Source organism: Enterobacter cloacae complex sp. 370H10, from assembly GCF_050031535.1.
GTDB lineage: Bacteria > Pseudomonadota > Gammaproteobacteria > Enterobacterales > Enterobacteriaceae > Enterobacter > Enterobacter intestinihominis.
Genome location: NZ_JBLGWG010000001.1, coordinates 22688 through 45798, shown reverse-complemented (window position 1 = coordinate 45798; position 23111 = coordinate 22688). Strand labels below are relative to the sequence as shown.

Annotated in this window: 26 protein-coding genes and 2 pseudogenes; 6 read left to right on the top strand and 22 right to left on the bottom strand. The window is 55.6% G+C overall.

The window, feature by feature from the left end; all coding sequences use genetic code 11:
• Window positions 1–6: 6 nt before the first annotated feature.
• From ACQG2Q_RS00240 to ACQG2Q_RS00205, 8 genes are read right to left on the bottom strand one after another with little or no spacing between them, the layout of a single operon-like run.
• Window positions 7–1182, bottom strand: coding sequence for an acetyl-CoA C-acetyltransferase (locus ACQG2Q_RS00240; protein WP_045308247.1), 1176 nt, complete (start codon window positions 1180–1182; stop codon window positions 7–9).
• Window positions 1179–1592, bottom strand: a complete 414-nt coding sequence (locus tag ACQG2Q_RS00235; RefSeq protein WP_028014973.1) for a carboxymuconolactone decarboxylase family protein — start codon at window positions 1590–1592, stop codon at window positions 1179–1181. The genes ACQG2Q_RS00240 and ACQG2Q_RS00235 overlap by 4 nt, the downstream gene beginning before the upstream one ends.
• Window positions 1579–2799 (bottom strand): MFS transporter, encoded by a 1221-nt coding sequence (locus ACQG2Q_RS00230; protein WP_063148196.1) that lies wholly within the window; start codon window positions 2797–2799, stop codon window positions 1579–1581. The genes ACQG2Q_RS00235 and ACQG2Q_RS00230 overlap by 14 nt, the downstream gene beginning before the upstream one ends.
• A gap of 21 nt (window positions 2800–2820) precedes the next feature.
• On the bottom strand, window positions 2821–3471 hold the full coding sequence (locus tag ACQG2Q_RS00225) for an HAD family hydrolase (RefSeq protein ID WP_063148197.1): 651 nt from the start codon (window positions 3469–3471) through the stop codon (window positions 2821–2823).
• Window positions 3472–3474: 3 nt separating this feature from the next.
• Window positions 3475–3699, bottom strand: a complete 225-nt coding sequence (locus ACQG2Q_RS00220; RefSeq protein WP_045308251.1) for a 2-hydroxymuconate tautomerase — start codon at window positions 3697–3699, stop codon at window positions 3475–3477.
• A 7-nt stretch (window positions 3700–3706) separates the two neighbouring features.
• Entirely contained in the window at window positions 3707–4540 is an 834-nt protein-coding gene (locus ACQG2Q_RS00215; RefSeq protein ID WP_045308252.1) for a hypothetical protein, read from the bottom strand.
• A complete protein-coding gene (locus ACQG2Q_RS00210; RefSeq protein ID WP_045308253.1) occupies window positions 4533–5309 on the bottom strand; it encodes an AfsA-related hotdog domain-containing protein in 777 nt (258 codons plus the stop codon). Before ACQG2Q_RS00210 ends, ACQG2Q_RS00215 begins: the two co-directional genes overlap by 8 nt.
• 10 nt (window positions 5310–5319) lie before the next feature.
• The gene (locus ACQG2Q_RS00205) at window positions 5320–5931 is read right to left on the bottom strand and encodes a hypothetical protein (RefSeq protein ID WP_045308254.1); all 612 of its coding nucleotides are present in this window, start codon (window positions 5929–5931) and stop codon (window positions 5320–5322) included.
• A 186-nt stretch (window positions 5932–6117) separates the two neighbouring features.
• Between ACQG2Q_RS00205 and ACQG2Q_RS00200 the strand changes: the two genes are divergently transcribed.
• Window positions 6118–7038, top strand: coding sequence for a LysR family transcriptional regulator (locus ACQG2Q_RS00200; protein ID WP_045308255.1), 921 nt, complete (start codon window positions 6118–6120; stop codon window positions 7036–7038).
• On the opposite strand, the gene ACQG2Q_RS00195 is transcribed toward ACQG2Q_RS00200, so the two are convergent.
• The 11 genes from ACQG2Q_RS00195 to ACQG2Q_RS00145 all read right to left on the bottom strand — a co-directional run bounded on the left by ACQG2Q_RS00195 (window position 7035) and on the right by ACQG2Q_RS00145 (window position 17037).
• Window positions 7035–7487: a DUF1198 domain-containing protein gene (locus ACQG2Q_RS00195; protein WP_014830062.1), complete on the bottom strand. Its 453-nt coding sequence runs from the start codon at window positions 7485–7487 to the stop codon at window positions 7035–7037. The two genes, ACQG2Q_RS00200 and ACQG2Q_RS00195, sit on opposite strands and share 4 nt — an antisense overlap.
• 151 nt (window positions 7488–7638) lie before the next feature.
• Window positions 7639–8643 carry an alpha/beta fold hydrolase gene (locus ACQG2Q_RS00190; RefSeq protein WP_058677100.1) on the bottom strand — a complete coding sequence of 335 codons (1005 nt, stop codon included), beginning with the start codon at window positions 8641–8643 and terminating at the stop codon, window positions 7639–7641.
• A 161-nt stretch (window positions 8644–8804) separates the two neighbouring features.
• A complete protein-coding gene (gene uhpT, locus ACQG2Q_RS00185; RefSeq protein ID WP_023298970.1) occupies window positions 8805–10196 on the bottom strand; it encodes a hexose-6-phosphate:phosphate antiporter in 1392 nt (463 codons plus the stop codon).
• Between the two features lie 132 nt (window positions 10197–10328).
• Window positions 10329–11639: an MFS transporter gene (locus ACQG2Q_RS00180; protein WP_038414992.1), complete on the bottom strand. Its 1311-nt coding sequence runs from the start codon at window positions 11637–11639 to the stop codon at window positions 10329–10331.
• Window positions 11632–13137: a signal transduction histidine-protein kinase/phosphatase UhpB gene (gene uhpB, locus ACQG2Q_RS00175; RefSeq protein ID WP_063849890.1), complete on the bottom strand. Its 1506-nt coding sequence runs from the start codon at window positions 13135–13137 to the stop codon at window positions 11632–11634. Before uhpB ends, ACQG2Q_RS00180 begins: the two co-directional genes overlap by 8 nt.
• Window positions 13134–13727: a transcriptional regulator UhpA gene (gene uhpA / locus ACQG2Q_RS00170; RefSeq protein WP_022646555.1), complete on the bottom strand. Its 594-nt coding sequence runs from the start codon at window positions 13725–13727 to the stop codon at window positions 13134–13136. The genes uhpB and uhpA overlap by 4 nt, the downstream gene beginning before the upstream one ends.
• Before the next feature lie 125 nt (window positions 13728–13852).
• Window positions 13853–14140, bottom strand: coding sequence for an acetolactate synthase small subunit (ilvN, locus tag ACQG2Q_RS00165; RefSeq protein WP_015570113.1), 288 nt, complete (start codon window positions 14138–14140; stop codon window positions 13853–13855).
• Between the two features lie 3 nt (window positions 14141–14143).
• The gene (gene ilvB / locus ACQG2Q_RS00160) at window positions 14144–15832 is read right to left on the bottom strand and encodes an acetolactate synthase large subunit (RefSeq protein ID WP_063849889.1); all 1689 of its coding nucleotides are present in this window, start codon (window positions 15830–15832) and stop codon (window positions 14144–14146) included.
• A gap of 229 nt (window positions 15833–16061) precedes the next feature.
• Entirely contained in the window at window positions 16062–16160 is a 99-nt protein-coding gene (gene ivbL / locus ACQG2Q_RS00155; RefSeq protein WP_057979964.1) for an ilvB operon leader peptide IvbL, read from the bottom strand.
• 146 nt (window positions 16161–16306) lie between these two features.
• Complete coding sequence (locus ACQG2Q_RS00150; RefSeq protein ID WP_023305145.1) at window positions 16307–16726, bottom strand: helix-turn-helix domain-containing protein; 420 nt, start codon at window positions 16724–16726, stop codon at window positions 16307–16309.
• Window positions 16723–17037: a type II toxin-antitoxin system HigB family toxin gene (locus ACQG2Q_RS00145; RefSeq protein ID WP_063849888.1), complete on the bottom strand. Its 315-nt coding sequence runs from the start codon at window positions 17035–17037 to the stop codon at window positions 16723–16725. Before ACQG2Q_RS00145 ends, ACQG2Q_RS00150 begins: the two co-directional genes overlap by 4 nt.
• A gap of 486 nt (window positions 17038–17523) precedes the next feature.
• Here ACQG2Q_RS00145 and tisB point away from each other — a divergent pair, with 486 nt between their 5' ends.
• The 4 genes and pseudogenes from tisB to emrD all read left to right on the top strand — a co-directional run bounded on the left by tisB (window position 17524) and on the right by emrD (window position 19965).
• A complete protein-coding gene (gene tisB / locus ACQG2Q_RS00140) occupies window positions 17524–17613 on the top strand; it encodes a type I toxin-antitoxin system toxin TisB (protein ID WP_022646551.1) in 90 nt (29 codons plus the stop codon).
• Between the two features lie 64 nt (window positions 17614–17677).
• A complete protein-coding gene (locus ACQG2Q_RS00135) occupies window positions 17678–18124 on the top strand; it encodes a GNAT family N-acetyltransferase (RefSeq protein WP_023298965.1) in 447 nt (148 codons plus the stop codon).
• 62 nt (window positions 18125–18186) lie between these two features.
• A pseudogene (locus tag ACQG2Q_RS00130) lies at window positions 18187–18605 on the top strand (EamA family transporter).
• A 175-nt stretch (window positions 18606–18780) separates the two neighbouring features.
• Window positions 18781–19965 (top strand): multidrug efflux MFS transporter EmrD, encoded by a 1185-nt coding sequence (gene emrD, locus ACQG2Q_RS00125; RefSeq protein ID WP_023298963.1) that lies wholly within the window; start codon window positions 18781–18783, stop codon window positions 19963–19965.
• Here emrD and ACQG2Q_RS00120 read toward each other — a convergent pair.
• Window positions 19871–20956 (bottom strand): annotated as a pseudogene (locus ACQG2Q_RS00120) (cellulase family glycosylhydrolase); the annotation flags it as partial. The gene emrD and the pseudogene ACQG2Q_RS00120 overlap by 95 nt on opposite strands.
• Window positions 20957–21053: 97 nt before the next feature.
• Here ACQG2Q_RS00120 and dsdA point away from each other — a divergent pair.
• A complete protein-coding gene (dsdA, locus tag ACQG2Q_RS00115; protein WP_063849887.1) occupies window positions 21054–22340 on the top strand; it encodes a D-serine ammonia-lyase in 1287 nt (428 codons plus the stop codon).
• 32 nt (window positions 22341–22372) lie between these two features.
• Here the strand turns inward: dsdA and ACQG2Q_RS00110 are convergent, their stop codons facing one another.
• Together ACQG2Q_RS00110 and ACQG2Q_RS00105 are read right to left on the bottom strand one after the other, a co-directional pair.
• Window positions 22373–22720, bottom strand: coding sequence for a DUF202 domain-containing protein (locus tag ACQG2Q_RS00110; protein WP_022646545.1), 348 nt, complete (start codon window positions 22718–22720; stop codon window positions 22373–22375).
• Window positions 22710–23057 carry a YidH family protein gene (locus ACQG2Q_RS00105; protein ID WP_003861080.1) on the bottom strand — a complete coding sequence of 116 codons (348 nt, stop codon included), beginning with the start codon at window positions 23055–23057 and terminating at the stop codon, window positions 22710–22712. Before ACQG2Q_RS00105 ends, ACQG2Q_RS00110 begins: the two co-directional genes overlap by 11 nt.
• Window positions 23058–23111: the final 54 nt, after the last annotated feature.

Here is a 23111-nt window from a genome sequence, read left to right as displayed (position 1 = left end):
ACGCCGTTAGCGATAAACGCTCAACGCGACGCCTTCCCCGCCGCCAACGCACAGTGCGGCAACGCCACGCCTGGCATCATTACGGATCAGGGAATGAACCAGCGTCACCAAAATTCGGCAGCCAGATGCACCTATCGCATGCCCAAGCGCGATTGCCCCGCCGTATGGATTGATACGATCCGGAGAAATCCCGGTCTGCTGAATCACGGCCAGCGCCTGGGCGGCAAACGCTTCGTTGGATTCAAGATGATCGACATCCTCAGGCTTCCATCCCGAGCGGGAAAGACAGTCGGCAATGGCCTGAATCGGGGCTGCACCCATTAATGCCGGCTGGATACCGGAATTGGAAAATACGCCCAGCGATGCCAGAACCGGCAAGCCACGCGCTTCGGCAGTCTCACGCGTACAAAGCAGGACCGCAGCGGCACCGTCATTCAACGATGAAGCATTTCCCGCCGTCACCGTACCCTCTTTTCGGAAGACAGGCTTCAGTTTCGTCAATTTTTCGATACTGGTTGCACGGGGTCCTTCATCCCTCTCCACGCTTATCGTTTCACCTTTTCGCGTCTGCCACTCAACAGGGATAATTTCACGCTCGAAAATGCCACGCGCCTGCGCTTCAAGCGCATTGTGGTGAGAGACAAGGGCATATTCATCCTGCATTTCGCGGCTGATACCAAACTCCGTCGCAACATTCTCTGCGGTGATACCCATGTGATAATCGTTGAAGGCATCCCAGAGCCCGTCAGAAACCAGGCTATCTTTGAGAGTAATATTACCCAGCCGCGTTCCGCTACGCGACGTCGTGGCGATATGCGGCGCGTTGGACATACTCTCCTGACCACCGGCGATAACAAACTCAGCTTCACCCGTCTTCAGCGCCTGCATGCCAAGATGGACCGCCTTAAGCCCGGACCCGCACACTTTGTTTACCGTCAGGCATTGCGTATCTACGGGCAATCCAGCATTCAGTGCCGACTGTCGGGCCGGGTTCTGGCCGCACCCCGCAGTAAGAACCTGTCCCATAATGACCTGAGAGATATGACTGGCTTCTACGCCAGATTCTTTCAGGAGCGCCTGAATGACGCGGCTTCCCAGGTCAGAGGCTGAATGCTCCGCAAGCGCGCCCTGAAATGCGCCCGTCGCCGTGCGGCGGGCTGCAATAATAACAATCTCGCTCATGCGTCACTTCCCTTCAGTCCTGGCAAGGTATGGCCCGTCGCGGCCATTGCCGCGCGGTATGCAGTAAGACCATTCATGCAGGCGGGAACGCCAGCATATACCGCCATCTGTATCACAATTTCAAGCAGCTCTTCCGGCGTCACGCCGGTATTGAGCGCGCCTCTCATATGCAGTTCTAGCTGCGGCATGGCATTACCCAGCGTCACAAGCGAGGCGACGGTCAACATTTCGCGCGTTTTGAGATCCAGTCCCGGACGACCCACCACATCCCCGAACGCATAGTCGGTAATCAGGGCGGGCAGCCCCGGGTCCAGCTCGCTCAGGCGGCGGGTGACTTTATCCGCGAGCCCCGCTTCAAGACGGTCCATAATCTCTCTGCCATAACGCGTGCGGTCATTAATTTGACTCATAAGATTTCTCCATACGGGATTGTTTTGCGGTCAACGTTGCCGGAATAACCGCGACAAGCAGAACGGACAGACCGATGGCCGTACCGGCGACGATATACAGGAGCGGCATTGAAAATGATGAAACCATCCAGGCACCGACTGACGCACCGATACCAATGGCGGTATTGAAAAACGAAACGTAGATTGCGGAGGCCGGGAAGGCTTTATCCTCTGCCATACGTAAAACCCACGTCTGGAAACCGACAAATATTCCTGATACGGCGACACCCCAGATAACCATACTTGTGAAGATCAACGCAGCAGAGAGCGAGGAACCAGACAGGCCCAGGAACAACAGCACTGCACAGATTAGCAGTACAGACAAAGAGACCGTCAGCTTGAGATACTTATCAATCAACACGCCGGTCAGGAAATTACCTGCAAGTCCCGCGATGCCGTAAACAAAAAGCACAGCAGGAATAATGGTGGTGGACAGTGAACTCTGCGTGTGTAGCCAGGGTTCAATGTACGTAAAGGCGGCAAAGTGAGCTGTCACAGCCAGCAAGGTTGCTGAGTAGATTTTCCATAATGTTGATGATTTCAGCACGCCTTTAAGCGCATCCAGCCCGAGCGCGCTTTTGCTGGTAATCCGGGGAACAAGAACGCTAATACCCACAAAGGCAATTACGCTCAGCGCGGCCATCAGCCAAAATGCCTGACGCCAGCCGAAGTGAATACCAATATAGTTGGATACCGGTACGCCAAAAACGCTTGCTGCGGAAACACCACCAAATACGATTGACGTCGCGGCCCCTATATATCTGGCAGGGACCATAGCCACCGCCGTCGCGCCGATCATCGCCCAGAATGCGCCGTGAGCGAGCGCACCCAGTACGCGGGCGCTAAGCAGCATGCTATAGACGTTTACCGTCGCAGCCATAACGTTAGAGACCAGAAGCACCACGGTGAGCACAAGTAAAAGCCGCTTTCTGGACACATTTCCTAAACAGACGGAGGCAAACAGCGCACTCAACGCCCCCACCCAAGCATAAAGCGACACGGTCATGCCCACCGCAGATTCCGAAGACTGTAGCCCCTCTGCGATTGGCGTTAATAATCCGACTGGCGCCAGTTCGGTGGTGACAATAGTAAAGGTTGAAATAGCCAGAATGAATAAAGCAAGCCATGACCTTAACGTCATATTTTGCGGAGAGAGTTCTGAAGTCATACTACTTACCTCAATAAGGATTTAAATAATGTGCCAATTTTTTTCAGTTGCATATCTGGTAAGCGCGGAATGCTTTCCCACACACACGGGATGGCCAGTGGCTTCAAGCATTGGAATATCCGAAAGATCGTCGCCGTAGGCATAACAATCCGCGGGGTTAATCTCTTTATCATCGCAAAAGGCTAAAAGCGCGTCTTTTTTACCTGTTCCAATTGTTTGAGGCAGGCCGATTTCACCCGTCAACTCACCTGCGTCATTTATTATCACCGGCGCACAGAGTACTTCCGTTACCCCAAGATATTTTGCAATAGGTGAAAGAATCGGAAGCATAGAGCCCGATATAAATACGGTATACATGTTCTGATTCTGATGTTTTTTAAGGGCTGAAACAGCACTCTCAATAAAAAACTCGCTTTCCAGCTTACGCCTGAACCACTTCTCACCCATTTCTTCCAGATAACGACAAGACACACCTTTAAACTGGCGATAATATTCTCGGTTCAGAGTCTCCCTTAGCACACCGTTTTTTACGTCGGCGCGAAAACGAGACATATAGCGTTGAAGACGATCGTTTTGATTATTTTCCCTGCACCAGAAATCATAGAAATCAAACATGCTTTTAATATTTATAAGCGTTTCATCAACATCAAAAAAAGCGGCATGTTTACGCAAACTTTATTCCTCGTAGTTTTTTCTTCGACTCTTAACAGGAAAATCTTTATCCTTCCCAGACACGCCTGCATCCGCCCAGCGGGAAGGGGCAATTTCAGAAACCACCACGGAAATTTTATCGAGCGGCGCACCCGTATTTTTGTGAACGGCAAATGTAATATCTTCCTGGAGTCTGATGATTTGATTTTCATCTTTCGCAGGCCAGGTCATAACATGAACAAATGGCATACTTTTCTCACTCTATAGTTGTAAATTCATCGAAGGAACGGCCTTTGAGTTTTAATTGGGCATGGATATCGCCACCAAGACCGTAAAAGCCAATTGCACCGCCGTAGCTCTGACGCGAGCTCATATAAAGTACGACTACGTTAATAATTCTGTTTCCTTTCCTCGCCGGAGCCGGAAAAGGATCGGTCAACTCTGCCCAATATTCGGCATTACCTTCGCTATCGGTTATAAATACGTTGGGTATTCCCAGCGGACCTGGCCTGCTCGGATCCTCCGAGGCTAGATCGTTTTCCCTGAGACTCATCACGGTGTAAACGCTATCCGGAACAAGGCTCCGGAACGAAAACGTGAACCTGGCTCGTTTCTTATCTTCGGACAATGTGACCTCAAAGGTGCCCTCTGCCTCTAGCCAGGCAGCGAGGGTCACTGGCTCGATCTCTCGCTTTCCATCGCTGCTTCGATAATCCGCGATATAGCCTTCATGAAGTGGCAGGCCAGGCCTTATTTCATTATTGGCCTGCGGCCGCTGTTCTGGGGAGAAAATCATCCGATAGTTGTTCATCGGAATGGGTAAAGGAAGAGTATGAAGAATGATGTCCTTCAACGCGTCCTGAGTCATCTTTTTCAGATCGCACAGAATGTTATAGGGTGCGACTTCCCCAAATGCCGGAAGCGGGCTGTCCGGAGAGACAATGACGCTTCGCCACTGCAGTCCATTATCTCCTGGCACCATGCCAACCACGACAAAATTACCCTTCCCGTCCATGACCTCCGCAGGGGGGTAAAGCGGCCCCTGCGTGGTAGCAGCCAGACGGTATTTCTGGCTACGCAATTCAGGCATGCGTTACCCCCTGAGTCACCCCTTGCTGCTCAACAATGGTCGCCTGCATGGCAACCTCAGCCAGAGATTTCTCTCTCTCTGTAATCAGGGCGGAAGGATAAACGGTGAACGAGACATCCATTGTCGCGCAAAGCGTTTGGTGCTGAGTGACGCGAACCTGAGCCTTGAAACGCCCCCGGCGGTCGTTAATATCTTTTTCAAGAAATTCAAAGTGGACCAGCGCCGGTAAAGGGAACAGGAAACTGGCGAAATTGATTGCCATGCTGTTAATGACGTAATAGCGTCCGCTTTCCTGTTGGTAAATAAATTCTTCGGTGACGCCAATAAAGGCCTGTCGGCTGGCTTCAACCAGGAGCATTCCCTGAATATGCTGCCCCGTCTGATGATCCGCCATCAATTCGCAACGCTCATCGATTAACAGCGGCATCGCATAAAGATCGTGGTTATGCTCAGCTTGTTCCGCAGGTCCTATAAGTACATTCTGTTCCAGTCTTTTATGGCAATAAGCATTTTTTTTGTCGCTAACCAGTTTTTCCAGAGAGCATATTTTCAACTTATTACCATGGATCGCATTTCTTGCCTGATTTGAAATTACCTTTCCAGCAAAATCCTTGCGCACGCCCTGCCCAACAATAATTTCATGTTCTTTATCAATGATATTCGCAGGGATTTGAGTCAATAATTCTAGCTGAGATATAGTCAGTACATCTTTACCATTGGCAAATTCATTAAATTTATCGCCAACAACTACCAACTTTTTACAGTTCATTCATTGTCCCTCAACAACAGCAAGCACGATAGATACGTGTATAAAGGCCGTCGTTACCGCCAGTAATGAAGTTATCGCCGGCCTGTTGAATAATTTCCTGATAACGCGCATTGGTAAATGCTTCTTTATATGCTGATTTATCGCCGTTGAATGAGGAGATAAACATTACACCCGGAACACCGCTGATCAGTGAATGAAACGCTTCGAAACTTTCAATCTTATCTTTGTTATCTCTTACAACATTAAAAATGGTTTCATCGCGCCACTGACGGTACTGCTGATAGTTATGCGCAGGCACTTCGACGTGTCGGAGTTGAATATAATTTGATTCTGGCAAGCTATTTTTATTATCAATTGGGGATTCAACAAACTTAAGCAGTTCGCGACGGATATCGGCAGAAAGAACCTCAGAGAAACGATGGAACATGGATTCCATTTCATTCTCAACCCATGCAATCTCTTTAATATCATTGAATGCGCGTAATTCCAACAACTCATTAACGCCGTTTTCTTCACAGGTATAGTAGCGAACGGTTTCACTGCTTTTTAAGGAAGTAAATTCTTTTTCAGAAAAAGTGTTTTTTAATGGGAAGCGTGATACCAGTACATATTTAGACGACATAATTACTCCGAGTATTGATTAAGTGAGGATTCGGATAGAAATTTATCAATACAGGAAACTATTGGAATTGTTAAATTTGTAATATATTTTTTGTATTACTGTTAAAACGGGTTTTGCTGCCAGCATTAAGCGTGTAATATCGAAATGGAAAAAGACGAAATACCTTTTCGCACTTAGGACCCACGTATGGCTACAGCAGAACATTTAATCAGCAATAACCTGCCCAGTATCAAACAATTACAATGCTTTCTCGCTGTTGCACATGAACTGAACTTTCGTAAGGCTGCCGAACGTCTGCGCATGACTCAACCGCCTCTGACGCGTCAGATAAAATGTCTTGAAGCGGTGTTGAAACGTCAGTTGTTCAGTCGCAGCACGCATGACGTTAGCCTTACTGAAGCAGGTCGAGCGTTGGTCGTTCAGGCAGAAAAAATACTCAAAGACATCAGCAGCTTAAAAGAAGACCCTCACTCTTCAGAAACGAGTCTGCGCATCGGTCTCACGCGCACGCTTAATTTTGAATATATTGAACCTGTAAATACCCAGCTTCAAAAAATGAACGCCGGAGATGACGTTGAAACGCCCGACCTGACGTCAGCACAGCTGCTGCAAAGCTTGTCTAAAAATATGCTGGATCTGGTGCTGACCGGGGAAAAAGGGACGGGTCATGAAGACATTGTTCAATACCGCTGGGTATGCCAGGAACCGTTGCTCATCGCAATGCCTTCTTTACATCCTGCCAGTCTGAAAGAGAAAGTCTCGCTGCAAGACATTAGCGATCTTCCACTTTTTTGGTTTTCGAGAAGCGCTAATCCGTCATTCTATGACAAATGCGAAAGCTACTTTGACACGCTGAAAACGCCGCTGAAGCGTATTAAAGAGCCGGATGATTCCCTCGTGATGCTAAGCCGTATCGCAAGAGGGAAAGGGTTTGCGCTGCTGCCTCAGTCAAAATGCACCTTCAATCAGGAGGGGCTATGCTATCGCGAACTAACGGACGATGAGGCAAAGAGATTAAATATTGATATCTATGCTGCAACTCGCCTCAATGAAAACAGAGAGGAGATCCTGAACGCTCAGAATATCTTGTGCGCCAAAAAGGCTTAATGCAGATAAAACACACCTTCTTCCGGCAGAAATAGCTGGTTATAGCGCAGCTGGAAGGCGTTCAGCTCCTGCGGATCGGGCTCCATTTCGCGCATAAAGCCAAGTGCCAGTCGAATTTGCGCATCGGTAATGGGTGCGGCAAGGCGGGCTTTACGCAGCATACGGTGCCAGGTATGCAGATTCTCTTCACTGCCGTCGACAATGCAGACCTGCCAGATGAGCAGCACCTGCGCCGCATTTTGCAGATGTGCCTCGTCGGGGCGCTCAAGGTAGCGGATAAACTCATTGCCCGGCGTTTTACCGAACTGATCGATCATCGACTCGACTGGCATCGGGGTGATGCCCAGCCGCTCGCTTAAACGTTTGATGGCGCGGCGGGAGTCTGAGGTCAGGACACGAAATCCAACCACAAATACCACGGCAAGCGTTGCCAGCATTATCCAGACCATGCGTTCTCCTTAGACTAGCCGCCCATCATAGCGGGAAACGCAGCGCGTCAACAGCGGGAACGGCCAGAATAGTGAACCGAAAAAAGCTGGATAATTGCGATGAAAGCAATCCCGCGCAGGCGTGGCTGCGCGGGCTGTTGCTGAAGACCCGTCAGCGCGCCTGAAGCCCTTTCAGCAGCGCGTCGTGGAAACGTTCAGGATCCTGCATCTGCGGCGCGTGGCCCATGTCGTTAAACTCGACCAGCGTCGCGTGCGGAATGCGCTCCGCCGTCTCTTTGCCCAGCACCGCGTAATTGCCGAGCGTCTTGCGGATCTCCGGTGGGGCGAGATCTTTCCCGATGGCGGTATTGTCCTTCGTGCCGATCATCAATAATACCGGCATCTTCAGCTCGCTAAATTCATAGACAACCGGCTGGGTATAAATCATGTCGTAGAGCAGCGCCGAGTTCCACGCCACGCGAGCTTTGCCCGGCCCGTTGTTCAGCCCGGCGAGCATAGTGACCCAGCGCTCGTACTCCGGCTTCCACTCCCCGGCGTAGTAGGTGTTTTTCTCGTACTGACGAATACCGTCGGCGCTGACTTTCAGCTCGCGCTGGTACCACTGGTCGACCGTAATATGCGGCACGCCGCGCGCTTTCCAGTCTTCCAGACCAATCGGGTTCACCATCACCAGCTGCTCCACCTGCTGCGGCCACATCAACGCATAGCGGGTTGCCAGCATGCCGCCGGTCGAATGTCCTATAACCGTCACGCGCTCGACGCCCAGCGTTTTCAGCAGCGCGTGGGTGTTATCCGCCAGCTGCTGGAAGGTGTACTGGTAATGCTCCGGCTTGGTGGATTTACAAAAACCAATCTGGTCAGGGGCGATCACGCGATACCCACCGGCCGACAGCGCGCGGATAGTGCCGTCCCAGGTGCCAGCACAGAAGTTTTTGCCGTGCATCAGCACCACGGTGCGGCCGTTGGGTTTTTCCGGTTTCACGTCCAGGTAAGCCATATCCAGAGGCTGGTTCTGCGAGGTAAAGGTAAAGTGTTTTACCGGCCAGCCGTAGTCAAAACCTTCCAGCTTCTCGCCGTAGGTGGGGGCATCCGCGGCCATTGCGGGGGACGCCAGCGCCATCAGCAGCGCAAGGCAGGACAATCGTCGGGTTAACATGCAAGCTCTCCGTTAGCAAAAGGGCTAAGGCTGCACGAAAGGCGGCAGCAAAAACACTGTAGAGCATAGAGAGGAGCAAGTGTGTAAAGCGGAGTAAAGGTAGGCCGTGCAAAATAAAAAAGCCCGGCATCACACACCGGGCAAAGAAGTTACCTGCACACTCAGGCTACTTTTAATTTCTGCGCACGATTCTCACGGCGGATCTTACGCTCTTCCAGCACCGCAACCATCGCCATCAGGACGATACAGCCAATCGCGGCAGCATCCAGCGCGGCGAAGGTGCCCGCCCAGCCGGTAAGGCCGAAAATCGGCGTGCCGTCGGCGATCATCCCCAGACCCAGTTTGGCGAAGCTGTCGCCGATCAGGTAGGCGAAGGTGCCCTTAATCCCATCGGCGGCGCCGATCGCTTTTTTCGGTACGAAGCCCACTGCCGCCACACCGATCAGTAATTGCGGACCAAACACCAGGAAGCCGAGCGCGAACAGGGACGCCAGGTAAATGTACTGGTTGCTGGCGTGCTGGTAGACGCCAAGGGTGGCGATAATCAGCGCCAGCGCGACGCAGGCCACCAGCGCGCGGCGGCCATTGGCGAGGTCGGAGAGCCATCCCCACAGCAGCGTGCCGACCAGCGCGCCCACTTCAAACAGGGTGAAGCCCTGAATCGCCACTTCTTTAGAAAGCTTCAGCTCCTGGAAGGCATACACGGTGGACCACTGGTCGATACCAATGCGCACCACGTACAGGAAGATGTTCGAGAAACAGAGCAGCCAAATCACTTTGTTTTTCAGCACGTACTCAACAAAGATCTGCCATTTGGACATCTCGTTTTCTTCGGTCTCTTTGTCCTCTTCGCTGATCTCTTCCCCGAACAGTTCTTCGGCTTTGCCGAGGCCGTACGATTCCGGGGAATCGCTGCCGTAGCGCAGGCCGATAAAGCCAACAATCAGGGCAATAATCGACGGGAAGATAAACATGCCGATGACGTGGCCGTCGAACAGGTAGTTCGCGCCGAACAGCGCCACGCCAGCCGCACCCGCTCCGCCGAGGTTGTGGGAGATGTTCCACATGCCGAGGTACGACCCCCGCTTGCGGCGCGGCGTCCATTTGGTGATGGTGGAGTAGCTGCACGACCCGCCGGTGCTCTGGAAGAAACCGCTCAGGGCGTAAAAGGCGATCATCAGGAACAGGCTGACGGAGCCCGCGCCCATGCTGGCGCTGAAGCCGAGCATACAGATGGCAGAGAGGATCAGCATAAACGGCAGGAACTGCTTGGTGTTTTTGCCGTCCGCATAGTAGGAAACAACGGTTTTCCCCACGCCATAGGTGATGGAGAAGCCCAGGCCAATCATCCCCAACTGCGTCATGCTCAGCCCGTAGGTGGAGATCATGTCGTTCTGCGCGATGTTAAAGTTTTTGCGGATCAGGTACATGGTCAGGTAGCCGATGAAGACTACCAGATAGGACTGCATGAACGGTTTGAACCACATTTTGCGCCGCACATCGAGCGGCAGATCCAGGGTCGGCTTGCGCACCTGATTTAAGAAGGCCAGCATGACTGAGTTACTCCTGAGCTGATTTTTGCAGCATTGTAAAAACCAGCCAGGAGAGATGCCTGAGACAGCGTCCAGGTGAAACCGGGAAAATTTCTTAGTTTTGCGCGACTCGGCAGCAAAAGGTGAGGCGCGTCACGCTTCGCGCGGTGCCTGCGCGTGCAAAAACGGCAGCAACAGCAGGGCGGAGATGCCCGCCGCGATAGCGATCACCGCGAAGAACCCGCTCCAGTGCCAGATGTCGATCACCCGCGCCAGCGGCCAGCCGGAGAGCGATGCGCCGAGGTAGGCAAACAGCCCGACAAAGCCCGTCGCCGCGCCTGCCGCCTCTTTGTGGGAGCACTCTGCCGCCGCCATGCCGATCAGCATCTGCGGGCCAAAGACGAAAAAACCGATGGTGAAGAAGCACGCCGCCTGCATCACGTAGCTGGCGAACGGCATCAGCCACAGCGAGCCGACGGAGAGCAAAATTCCGGCGGCGAAAATCAGGTTCATCGGCCCGCGGTTGCCGTTGAAGAGCTTGTCCGAGCCCCAGCCCGCCACCAGCGCGCCGATAAACCCGCCCAGTTCAAACATGGTCACCGCCGAGTTGGCGGTCACCAGATCCACACCGAGCGTCTCGGACATGTACAGGTTGCCCCAGTCGTTGATGGCCGCGCGCACCACGTAGACCAGCACGTAGCAGAGCGATAGCAGCCAGATGTAGGGGTTTTTCAGCACGTATTTGGTGAGGATCTGCTGGCGGGACAGCCCGGCCCCCTCCTGCTGCTGGGCGATCTCCATCTCGTCGTGCCGCCAGTCGCCCACCGGTGGAAGGCCGACGGTTTGCGGCCTGTCGCGCAGGCGCCAGCAGAGGAACAGCCCGGCGATAATTGCCAGGCCACCGGCAATCATCATCCCCGCACGCCAGCCGTAGTGCAGCGCGGCAGCCCCCACCACCATCGGGATCAGCGCCCCGCCGACGTTATGCGCGGTATTCCATATCGCCCACCAGCCGCCGCGCTCGTTGCGTGAGTACCAGGCGGTGAGCAGGCGGGCGCAGACCGGCGCGCCCCAGCCCTGGAAAAAGGCGTTCAGCGCCCACAGCAGGGCGAAGGCCCAGAGCGAGGTGGAGAAGCCAAACAGGATGTTCACCACGCCGGTGGCGATCAGCCCAACGCCCATGAAATAGCGCGCATTGGAGCGGTCGCTGACGATGCCGGAGAAGAACTTCGACAGACCGTAGGTGATGTAAAACAGCGTCGCCAGCAGGCCGATATCGGTGCGCGCCATCACGCCGCTGGCGAGGATCTCCGGCGCGGCGGCGTTGAAGCTTTTGCGGGTGAAGTAGAACAGCGCGTAGCCGAGCCAGATAGTGACCAGGATATGACGTCGCCAGTAGCGGTAGCGGGCGTCGATTTCCGCTTTGTTGCCTAGCGGGGCGGCGCTGGCGGGGGTTTTAAACATGGTGCGTCCTTAACGGCAAACTGACGCTGACGCGCGTCCCGTGGGTGCAGGAGATTGTCAGCGTGCCGCCGAGCGCCTTCACGCGCTCGCGCATGCCCGCCAGGCCAAAGCCCTGCTGGCCGGAGCCCGGCGGCAGGCCGCAGCCGTCGTCTTCAATCACCAGCATCAGGCGCTCGTCCTGCTGCCAGCCCTGGATCGTGACCGCGCTGGCACTGGCGTGTTTGACGATGTTGTTCAGCCCCTCCTGACAGACGCGGAACAGCGTCACGCGCTGACCTTCGCTCAGGGTAGCTTCATTGATGCGCCAGTCGAGATGGCTGACTATCCCGCGGCTTTCCAGCTCCATCTCGCGCATCAGGGAACGCACCGCCTGCTCCAGGGACAGATCGTCAAGCTGGCGCGGGCGCAGCCGCCCTAACAGGCGGCGAACGGAGTCATAGACACCCAGCGAAAGCTGTTCGATATGCGCCCCGCCCTGCTTCACACCCGTGTTTTCTGCCGCCAGGCGCTGGACAATGCCCGCCTGGGTGCGGATGGCAGTGATGGTCTGGCCGATGTCATCGTGCAGCTCGCGGGCAACCTCCTGGCGCACGCTCTCTTCCGTCTCCAGCAGACGCTCCGCCAGACGGCGATTGCGCGCCAGCTCGGCTTGCAGAGACTGGTTCAGCTCGCGCAGGCGCTGGATGCCCGCCCCCAGCAGCAGCCCGGTCAGGCTCTGGGCCAGCAGCGAGAGCAGCAGATCTACCGGATGATCGTGCCAGGTCTGGCTGGCGATCAGCGCGATGGCGTTCATTAGGGTCGCGATCAGTGCCCCCTGCCAGCCGTAGTGCCAGGCAAGGGCGATGATCGGCAGCGCCAGACAAAACGGCGTGAAGCGTGATAATTCAGCGGGCAGACCAAGCTGCAACCACAGGCTCACCACAAACAGGAGCAGATACCAGATCAGGTGCCGGGCGCGCCAGTTCACCGGCTGGGAGACCAGCGCCGGGCCGAGCGGCTGCCAGACGGTGCTGGTGAGGTAGTGCCAGAAAACCAGGCAGGTCGGTGCCAGCGTCAGGCCGCCGGTGAGGGTCAGCAACAGGGCGTTGAGCACCTCCTTTTCGCCCACCCACGGCAGGGACTGCAACAGCGCGGCGGCAATCAGCGCCGCCCCCTGACGCAGCAGCGTGCGCCAGTCGCGCTGGTGACGGTAGCGGGAAATCAGGGCGACCGGGATAAGCGTGAGCAGGCTTCCGGTCATCAATAAGGGCAGATGCGCCAGCGCCACTTCCTGCGCCAGCCAGATCAGCATCAGCCACTCTGCGCCCAGCAAAACGGGCCAGTATCCGCGCGGGCACTGAAGCATCAGTCCCAGACGCAGGCCAAAGGGGAAAAGCAGCACCGCCAGCTCCGGGCGTTCCACCAGATGCAGGCTGATGCTCCACAGGCAGAACCATGCGGCGGAGAAGATAAAAAAGCTGGCGACGACGGCGATCAGCCGTGAAAAAACGGGGCTCATTGCCAGCTGTCAAACATACGGCGCGCCAGCTCGACATCGTTACTGACGTTGAGTTTTTCCATCAGGTTGGCGCGATGAACGTGCACGGTTTTCGGGGACAGATCCAGCTCCGCGGCAATCTCTTTCACCGACATGCCCTGGGCAAGTTTCTCTGCCACCTGACGCTCGCGTCTGGTGAGCGGATCCTGCCGTCCCGCCGCCAGCTTGATGGCGATATCCGGCGTCAGGTAGCAGCCGCCGGTGGAGACGGTGCGCACGGCGGCAATCAGCTCGTCGGGGCTACAGCGTTTAGAGAGGAAGCCGCGCGCGCCCGCGTTGAGCGCCTGCTCGACCAGCGCCGGGCTGTCGTGGACGGAGAGCATAATGGTCGCCATCCCTTTCGGCAGCTGGCTTAACAGCTCCAGCCCGGAGAGATCCGGCATTGAGATGTCGCAGATACAGACCTGCACCCCGCGTCCCGGCAGGCCCGCCAGCGCCTCGCGACCGGAGCCAAACTCGGCCACGACCTGGAAATCCGGTTCGAGGTTGAGAAGCTGGGCAAAGCCGGAGCGGACGATAAGGTGGTCGTCGATAAGGGCGATGGTGGTCATGGTTTGATCCTGATGCGTGAACACGCCGGATGGCGGCGTAAACGCCTTATCCGGCCTACGTGTAACGTCCTTGCAGGCTGGATAGGCGCAGCGCCATCCGGCAAAAGCCTTTTACCTTAAGTGATTTACTCGAAAAACACCGCAATTTTGTTAAACATGGTGGGATCGGACTGGTTGCGTGCCACTTTGGTGACATCTTCCAGCTTGTCGATCTGCGCCATCATCTGCTCCAGACGCTGGTCGTCGTTCACCAGTAGCCAGATGCGGCTGTGCTCGCTGCCCTGAATCGGCAGGCACAGAATGCCTTCCACGTTAAACGCCCGTCGGGCAAACAGCCCGCAGACGTGGGTCATGACGCCAGGGTGGTTGCGGACGGTGAGTTCCAGAATGACATTATCACATTGTTTCTGCATGGCTTATTCCCCCACCATCTCAGTATTGGCCGCACCCGGCGGCACCATCGGATACACTTTTTGTTCAGGGTCGATACGCACGTGGATCAGCGCCGGGCCAGGGCGAGAAATCGCATCCTGCAACGCCGCGTGGGCATCTTCTTCGGCGTTCAGATCGCAGGTGTGCAGGCCAAAACCAGCGGCAATCTGCATGAAGTTGATCATCCCCGGATAGGTCGCCGCAAACACGCCCTGCTTATAGAACAGGCTCTGCTGCTGGTGTACCAGGCCCAGCGCCTCGTTGTTCATCAGAATGATTTTGACGTCTAACTGGTTTTCGGCTGCGGTGGCCATCTCCTGAATGTTCATCATCAGGCTGCCGTCACCGGAGAAGCAGATCACCTTACGGTCCGGGTTGGCGAGCGCCGCGCCAACCGCTGCTGGCAGGCCGAAGCCCATGGTGCCAAGGCCGCCGGAGGTCAGCCACTGGCGCGGGCGGTTAAGCGGATACGCCTGGGCGGTCCACATCTGATGCTGGCCGACGTCGGTGGTGATAATCGCGCTGTCATCCACGCAGGCGGCAACGGCGTTGATAAGACCATAGTGGCTCAGCGGGTCACCCTCGGTTGGGATAGCGCCCGGGAACTCGCGTTGCAGATCGGCTACCAGCTGGCGCCAGTCGGCGCGGTCGTTTGCCTCCGTCTGTGGGATCAGCTGTGCCAGCACCTCGGCCACGTCGCCCTGAATCGCCACGTGCGGCTGCTTGATTTTACCCAGCTCGGCGCGGTCGATATCCACATGAATGATTTTGGCGTTCGGGCAGAACTCCTCGGTTTTGCCAATCGCCCGGTCATCAAAACGCGCCCCCATAACAATCAGCAAATCCGCCTCTTGCAGGATGTAGTTGGTGCTGCGCGCGCCGTGCATGCCCAGCATCCCTAAAGACAATGGGTGCGCTTTTGGCAGCATGCCGAGCGCCATCAGGGTCATGGTGGTAGGTAAATTAGCTTTTTCAGCGAACTGACGAATTTCATCCGCGGCGTTGATCGCCCCGCCGCCCAGATAGAGCACCGGGCGTTTCGCCGCGTTAATCATGGCGGCGGCGTCGCGCACGCTCTCAGCGCTGAATTCCGGCGCCGGGGCACGCTCGCCCGGCTCCGGCAGCACGTCGATCTCAATTTCTGCGGTCTGGACATCCTTAGGAATGTCTATCCACACCGGACCCGGGCGGCCAGACTGGGCAATGCGAAACGCATCGCTGATCACCTGAGGCAGCTCGCTGATATCGCGAACTAAATAGTTATGTTTGGTGATGGGGATAGAGATACCGTAGGTATCCACTTCCTGGAACGCATCGGTACCGATCATCGAGGACGGCACCTGGCCGGTAATGCAGATCAGCGGAATGGAGTCGAGGCGCGCATCGGCGATGGCGGTCACCAGGTTAGTGGCGCCCGGCCCGCTGCAGGCCATACAGACCGCCGGTTTACCCTGGGTACGCGCCATGCCCTGAGCGATAAAGCCTGCGCCCTGCTCGTGGCGCGCCAGCACGTGGCGGATCTGTGTGCTTTGGCTTAACGCATCATACAGCGGCAGCACGGTCCCACCCGGGATGCCCGCAACGGTGGTGATGCCCTGTCGTTCCAGTAAATGAACAATCAGCTGCGCGCCTGTAAAACGCGTTTTTGTGGATGTTGTGCCCGAACTTGCCATGCTCCAGTCCTTTTCTTCTGAGCCAGCTTTACGCGTCGTAGTTCAGGTTGCAGATGCGTTGGCTGCGTTCCCTCACCCCAGTCACGTACCTATGTACGCTCCTGGGGATTCGCTCACTTGCCGCCTTCCTGCAACCCGAACTACTTAGCGTATCCGGGAGAGGTCCTAAACGAAAAACCCCGCCCGGTTTGCGCCGGCGGGGTTTTGGATTCGTGTGTTGATCCAGTCCCTACGGCGCATTGCCGACGACCACCACCACACGCACGACGACCACTGCGGCAGGTTGCGCAGTTTTTAGTAGGGTCGACGTGAAGATGGATGAAGTCATTGGGGACCTGTGTTTGGAATCATTGATAGAATTTATACAAACACAGGTTTTCGGATGTGACAATGAAAATATTTTCAACTGCGCAAAAATGTGTCAGGGATCACGTTTCGTTTGTTGGGTGATGACACTCAATAAAGGGTTTTTACTCACTCAATAAATAGCGCAGGTGATACCCCAAATCTGACCGCCAGCTTTTTAATATGGTTCAGAGTAAGCTGTCTCTGACCATTCAGAACCCGTGAAACCATCGATTTACTACCAATTTCATCCTTAAAATCCGATATCGTCAGATTGTATTGATCCATCAAGGTTCTCAAAACTGCAATTCCGACGGGAACGGACTCCATCTCCTTGCGTAATGCGACTATCTCTGGCCGATTAGCTTCGTAATGGCTAATTCTGGCGCAAACAATATCCAGCAAGGGGCTATTGGGCTCGTTCATAAGGAGATACTCAACCAGCTCAAGCGCATCCTTATAATCTTTCTCGCTCGGCTGTTCACCCAGTAAAGGAACGGCCGCAACAAGGGCGTGCGTAGCTTTCATTGCATCAGCGACGATCATCATTTCTTCCCCTTAGTGCGATGTTTCTCCGTAAAACGGTCATATTCCTTATGAGTAAAAACATGGCGCACATAAAACTTTTGGCTTTCAAAGAATATGAGAGCCACTACTCTGAGATTGTTATTTGCAATATCAATAACATAATGCTTATCAAGATACTTGAAGTTATCCAGCGTTGGAAAAAGTTTTCTCGGTGCAGCGGGCGTCGGGCAGTGGCTCTTTTCAATAACTCGTCCTAAAAAGAGAAGCTCTTCTCTGTGTTGCGGGAACTGGCTTACCGCATCCAAAATTGCCTTCATTGAGATTAAATGCATCCTGCTTGCCTGCCGCGTCCGTTGCCATTATGGCAACGATAACACCTATTGCCAATAAGTCAACGGAGGATACTATTTTCACTTCGTCAGAAAACAAAAAACCCCGCCTAAGCGAGGTTTTTATCAGGGTTTTGCGGTTGGTTGCCGCAGAACACACTGTGTTACGTCAACGCGAAAAGTATACGCGATCGAAGACGAACGCGCAATTCCGGCACGGATTTTGACGTTTTTGAGTATGGATCGCCTTCCAAAATTTGTCCATAAAATACTGTTCATGCATACAGTATTTATCTATACTGAGGGTGTTCGCAGTGAGCGAGGGGGCCGCAGTTTACCGGCGCAACGAAGTCCTGGCTGAAACGGGTGGTGCCGTCAGTGCCTTAACCCCTGAAGTGAGCACACTGTGTTACGTCAATCCAGGTGCTGGCCACAGGCGGCGGAAAGGTACGCCAGCATCGTGCTCCTTTTAACCAAAAGGAGACGCGTATGAGCGTCGTGGATATGGTCATACTTGTCCTCAAACTCATTGTTGCTGTATTGCAACTGCTTGATGCTGTCCTGAAATACGTTAAGTGATTCAGGTTCAAGTCGCACCTGAGAGGGGCGGGCAACCGCCCCTCTTTAATAACGAGGGAATGCTATGTCGCGTCTGTTAATTGAGCCTGTTACCCCTGATGAACCGGGCTATATCGCCCTGAAGGCCGAGAGTATCGCGTTAAATTTCAATATGCTGCGCAGGCTGGAAGAGAACTGGCAGCGCGGTGAGAATCGCTTTAACGCGCCGGGTGAAAAGCTGCTGGGTGCGTTTCTTAACGGCAGGCTGGTGGGCGTGTGCGGTCTAAATCGCGATCCATTCAGCCAGCAGCCGCGCGCCGGACGTATTCGTCATCTCTACGTCAGCGAAAAGTGCCGTGGGCTGGGGATTGGAAAACAACTTTTGACCGTGGTGATGGCGGATGCCAGCATCTGGTTTGATTTTCTTAATACCCATGCGCCGGAAACCGCGTACGGATTTTATCATCGGGCGGGCTTCAGGCTTGTGTCAGACGAGCCCCGGGTGACGCACCGCCTTTTTTGCGCAGTGTAAGCGGCTGGCAGCCTCGACGGGGGAATGTTACAGTTGGATGACATTTCACCAACCGATCCGCCATGTCCATCACCGTTTTCTGCATTTTACTGTTCGCCGCACTGCTGCATGCCAGCTGGAACGCCATCGTTAAAGCCGGAACGGACAAGCTCTACTCGGCGATCGGGGTCAGCGGTTCAGCCGCGCTTATTGCGCTGATTTTACTCCCCTTCTCGCCCCAGCCGACTGCCGCATGCTGGCCATATTTGTTCGTCTCCTGTGCGTTACACTGCTCGGCGGCGTCGGGACGATGGGATCTTACGGTCTGGCACTCTGGGCGATGACCCAGGCGCCGCTGGCGGTGGTCGCCGCACTACGTGAAACCTCAATTCTCTTCGGCGCATTCATCGCATTTGTGCTTTTAAAAGAGAAGGTTGTGGGCCTGCGCATCGCGGCGGCGCTGGGTATTGCAGCCGGTGCGGTCCTGCTGCGCCTGGCGTAATTCGCTGGCAACATTAGTTGCCGATCTTGTTTACAAATCCTGCCTTCACGCCTTCTGTCATTCATCACAGTAATGCTTAAATTGTCATCTCTCTGTGGTAGATTCCTCGCGCATTTATGGGAATGCGTAGTCACTTATTCTTTATTTATCTCTTTTGGCAAAAGTATTCAGCGACATGAAAAAGCAACGGAACGTGAACTTATTGTTGATGCTGGTGTTACTGGTGGCCGTCGGGCAGATGGCGCAAACCATCTACATTCCGGCGATTGCCGATATGGCAAAAGATCTGAGCGTCCGCGAAGGTGCGGTACAGAGCGTGATGGCAGCCTACCTGCTGACCTATGGCGTTTCACAGCTGGTTTATGGTCCCCTGTCCGATCGCGTCGGGCGTCGTCCGGTCATTCTGGTGGGCATGAGCATTTTCATGGTGGCGACGGTGATTGCCATTACTACGCACAGCCTGACCATCCTGATTGCCGCCAGCGCCCTCCAGGGCGTGGGCACCGGCGTCGGCGGGGTCATGGCGCGTACCCTGCCGCGTGATATGTACCAGGGCACCCAGCTTCGCCACGCCAACAGTCTGTTAAATATGGGCATTCTGGTCAGCCCGCTGCTCGCCCCGCTGATTGGGGGTCTGCTGGACACCGTCTGGTCCTGGCGCGCCTGTTACGCCTTCCTGCTGGTGCTGTGCATTATTGTCACCTTCAGCATGGCGCGCTGGATGCCGGAAACACGTCCGCAGGACGCGCCGCGCACGAAGCTCATCGCCAGCTACAAAACGCTGTTCGGTAATGGGTCGTTTACCTGTTATCTGTTGATGCTAATCGGCGGCCTGGCGGGCATTGCGGTGTTTGAAGCCTGTTCCGGCGTGCTGCTGGGCGCAGGCCTTGGCCTGAGCAGCATGGTGGTGAGCATTTTGTTTATTCTGCCGATCCCGGCGGCGTTCTTCGGCGCATGGTTCGCCGGACGTCCGAACAAACGCTTCTCTACGCTGATGTGGCAGTCGGTGATCAGCTGTCTGCTGGCCGGGCTGATGATGTGGATCCCGGGGCTGTTTGACGTGATGTCGGTCTGGACGTTGCTTATCCCGGCAGCGCTGTTCTTCTTCGGCGCGGGCATGCTGTTCCCGCTCGCCACCAGCGGCGCAATGGAGCCGTTCCCGTTCCTCGCGGGCACCGCTGGTGCCCTGGTCGGCGGTTTACAGAATATCGGTTCCGGCGCGCTGGCCTGGCTTTCGGCTATGATGCCGCAGACCGGGCAGGCGAGTTTGGGCCTGCTGATGACCCTGATGGGGCTGCTGATTTTGCTGTGCTGGCTGCCGCTGGCGTCGCGCGTCCCGCATCACGAACAGCCGGTTTAACCGCATGATGGCCCGGCTTCTCGCCGGGCTTTTCACACACGGGCGCAATCATCGCCTGTAATAACGGCTCTGGCGCAGGCCGCCAGGCACCCTCTTCCCCGTCGTAAAACTGGAAGTCCGCGTTAAGCGCATACGGGATTTTCGCCTTTTGCAGCTCGCAGGCCATAAAGTTGGCGAAGGCCATTTGCGAAGCGGTTGGTGTGAGGTGGTTTGACTCCCCCACGCCCCAGCCCCCGACCCAGCTAACGTGCCCGGTTTTTTGCTGCCAGTGCAGCGCGGCATTGATTCGGTTACGGATAGCCGCTTTCTCAGCCGCGGTTCCGGACGTCCACGGGTATTTGCCGTTCGTTTTCAGCGGACCCCAGGGGAAAATATGCCATTCCGCCAGCAGGTAATTCTGGCTGTGTGCGGGCAGCTTCAGGCTGGATAAATCCTCCGGCGCGGCGCGCAGACGAGGGGCGATAAAAATCATGCGGCTGGCATCAATGGCGTGAATGTCTTTGATCGCTTTCTCATACACCCGGATGAGCGAAGCAACGTTGTGGTTGAGCTTGTCCGCCGGTTCGTAGATCAGGTCAAAACCCAGCAATGGCGAGCGCTGACCAAAATAGTGCGCCACGGCAATCCACCAGTTGATCACCGCTTTTTCGGTATCCGCTTTCGGATCGTTTTTATATTCATCGGCCTGATAGGCGATGATGGGGATGACGCCGTATTGCTCGCAGGCCTCCACCAGCTTACGCAGGTGAATCAGCCGCGCTTCCGTCGGTTCGCCCGCCACCCGAATACGGACATGATGTATGCCTTTCGCCTGGAAATCACGGACCACCAACGGGTCGAATTCGCGTATACCGCGCTCGGTGCGGGCCCAGTCGACATCCATTCCGACGCCCAACATCTGCGCGTAACGGGCAGCCGTCAGGGGTGGCTCAGCGGCACAGGCCCAGCCGGAAGCGAGCGCTAACACGGTGACAATGAACGGCTTTAACACGACGCCCCTTGCAAATAATCAAATGCTTTACTCTGTATTTAGCATGCTTTTTCACAATTGGTGTAGAGTCAAAACGAACTAAATTCTGAGACAGATTATGAAAACGACTGACCTGACCGGCCTCATTGACCGGTTTCCGCTGCTGGCGGATTTGATTGCCCTGAAAGAGATCACCTGGCTTAATCCGAACACCACGACGCTGGCGGAAGGGTTGCCATATGTCGGGCTGACCAAAGCCGACGTGGACGACGCGCATGCGCGCCTGAAACGCTTCGCGCCGTATCTGGCGAAAGCCTTCCCGGAAACGGCAGCAACGGGCGGGATTATCGAATCCGAACTGGTCGCGATCCCGGCGATGAAAACGCGTCTGGAACAGGAGTTTGGCACAACGATCCCCGGCACGCTGCTGCTGAAAAAAGACAGCCATCTGCCGATTTCCGGCTCCATTAAAGCGCGCGGCGGTATCTATGAGGTGCTGGCCCATGCGGAAAAACTGGCGCTGGCCTCTGGTTTACTCAAGCTGGATGACGATTACAGCATCCTGCTGGAGCCACGCTTTAAAGCCTTCTTCAGCCAGTACAGCATCGCGGTGGGTTCAACCGGCAACCTGGGGATGTCCATCGGCATTATGAGCGCGCGCATCGGCTTTAAGGTCACGGTGCATATGTCCGCAGACGCTCGCGAGTGGAAGAAAGCCAAACTGCGCAGCCACGGCGCGATCGTCGTGGAATATGAGCAGGATTATGGCGTGGCCGTGGAGCAAGGGCGCAAAGCGGCGGAAAGCGATCCAAACTGTTTCTTTATTGACGATGAGAACTCACGCACGCTGTTCCTGGGCTATGCGGTTGCAGGTGAGCGCCTGAAAGCGCAGTTTGCCGCGCAGGGGCACGTGGTGGACGCTGCACATCCTCTGAACGTTTATCTGCCGTGCGGCGTCGGCGGCGGGCCTGGCGGCGTAGCGTTTGGCCTGAAGCTGGCCTTTGGCGATAACGTCCACTGTTTCTTCGCCGAGCCCACGCACTCCCCGTGCATGCTGCTGGGCGTTTACACCGGGCTGCACGATGAAATCGCGGTGCAGGATCTGGGTATTGATAACGTGACGGCGGCGGACGGTCTGGCGGTAGGTCGCGCGTCCGGCTTCGTGGGCCGCGCGATGGAGCGTCTGCTTGACGGGTTCTATACCCTCTCCGATCAAAGCATGTACGACCTGCTCGGCTGGCTGGCGCAGGAAGAAGGCATTTGTCTGGAGCCGTCGGCGCTGGCGGGGATGGCCGGGCCGGTACGCATAACGGCGAATGCTAACACTACACACCTGGTCTGGGCGACCGGCGGCGGCATGGTGCCGGAAGACGAGATGGCGAAATATTTAGCGAAAGGGAAGTAAATATGCCGGGTGGCGGCTGCGCCTTACCCGACCTACAGGTGCAAAATTTGTTGAATGTGGGTGACCGCAAACAGCAGTGACAGCGACAGCACGGCCAGGGCGATAAGGAACTTATCCCGCACCGCCTTCGGCTGTACAAAGTCGCTCTGCGCCACGTCCATCAGGTTACGGCTGCGGGTGTAGCGCCATAAAATGATGGCTACCAGCGCCAGCACAACAATGGAGATCCAGAATGGCGCCCCCGTGCGGTGCCAGTTGTGCTTAATGGCAAGCGCGATCAACGCACCATACCCCAGCAGCGTGCGCAGCCAGGCCAGCGAGGTTCTCTCCGGCTGAAGCCCGGGGTCCGCTTCCCGCCGCGCTTTGCGGCTATCCGGCATACAGCACCAGTAACATCACTACGCCCGCAACCATCAGCAAAATCGTACTGATGATGAGCAAACCGCGCGTGTAGGGGAGATCCTGCTTCAGACGCATCGCTTTTTCATTTCTCAGCCAGCGCAGATAGCCATAAATCGCCAGCACGCCGGCAATCAGGCACAGCAGCAGGGCCAGCACTTCGCGAATCAACGGAGTGGCAAAATCGGGGGCGAGCTGATCAAGGCCGACGCCTGCGGCCAGAAAGCCCAGGGCGGTGCGGATCCACGCTAAGAACGTGCGTTCGTTAGCCAGTGAGAAGCGGTAGTCCGGCGCTTCACCGAGGCGGGAAATGTTCATGAAGGTTCCTTGTCGTGCAGCATGCAGGCTTCAGCATAGCGTAATTCAGCCAGG